This window comes from Vibrio genomosp. F6 (assembly GCF_005146325.1).
Classification (GTDB): Bacteria; Pseudomonadota; Gammaproteobacteria; order Enterobacterales; family Vibrionaceae; genus Vibrio; species Vibrio cortegadensis.
On the sequence record NZ_SYUT01000048.1, the window covers coordinates 2,820 to 3,694 of the forward strand.

The 875-nt window shown below is 44.5% G+C and carries 1 protein-coding gene; it reads left to right on the forward strand.

Features of this window, described 5'->3' with window-relative positions; translation table 11 throughout:
* The first annotated feature begins 101 nt into the window (after window positions 1-101).
* Window positions 102-854, forward strand: a complete 753-nt coding sequence (locus FCV43_RS16890; protein ID WP_136995830.1) for an SDR family oxidoreductase — start codon at window positions 102-104, stop codon at window positions 852-854.
* Window positions 855-875 lie beyond the last annotated feature (21 nt).

The following is an 875-nucleotide window of genomic DNA, read 5'->3' on the forward strand; positions in this document are numbered from 1 at the left end:
TTTGTGTTTACGGTGCAGTGGGTTAGTTTGGGTTTTATAGCGTTGTCGCACCTTAATTGGGCGTTATGCATTTCTCCAATTTCGAGACTCAAGGATGATATATGAGTGAATCAAAAGTAGTTCTAGTCACTGGGGGTGGTAGAGGCATCGGTGCTGCCACTTCAAAGCTATTCGCTTCTAACGGCTATGCAGTTTGTATTAATTACAAGTCCAATTCGGCGGCGGCAGAAGCGTTAGCTCATGAAATTAGGTTAACAGGTGGTCTGTGTATTACGGTTCAAGCTGATGTTTCGAGTGAAGTTGAAGTATCAAGGCTATTTGCGAGAATCGATGATGAACTAGGTGCTTTGTCGGTGCTTGTTAATAATGCAGGTATTCTTCGCAAACAATCACGCCTCGAAGATATGACTGCCGACCGAATCAATACCATCTTATCTAATAATGTGACTAGTTACTTTCTTTGCTGCCGTGAGGCAGTCAAACGCATGTCTATACGTCATGGTGGAAATGGAGGTGTGATAGTGAATGTTTCATCGGGCGCATCTCGTTCGGGTTCGCCAAATGAGTATATTGATTACGCAGCGTCTAAAGGGGCGATTGATACGCTGACAAAAGGGTTATCTCTAGAAGTTGCCTCAGAAGGCATCAGAGTTAATTGCGTTCGCCCTGGGCTCATTCATACGGAAATGCATGCTGATGGAGGTGAGCCTGAAAGGATAGAGCGGTTAAAAAGTATTATCCCACTCCAGCGAGGAGGGCGTCCTGAAGAGGTAGCAGAAGCTATCTATTGGCTTTCATCGGAAAAGTCATCATTCTCTACGGGGAATTACTTAGACCTGTGTGGTGGGCTGTAAATGCATAACAAACAATTTAAG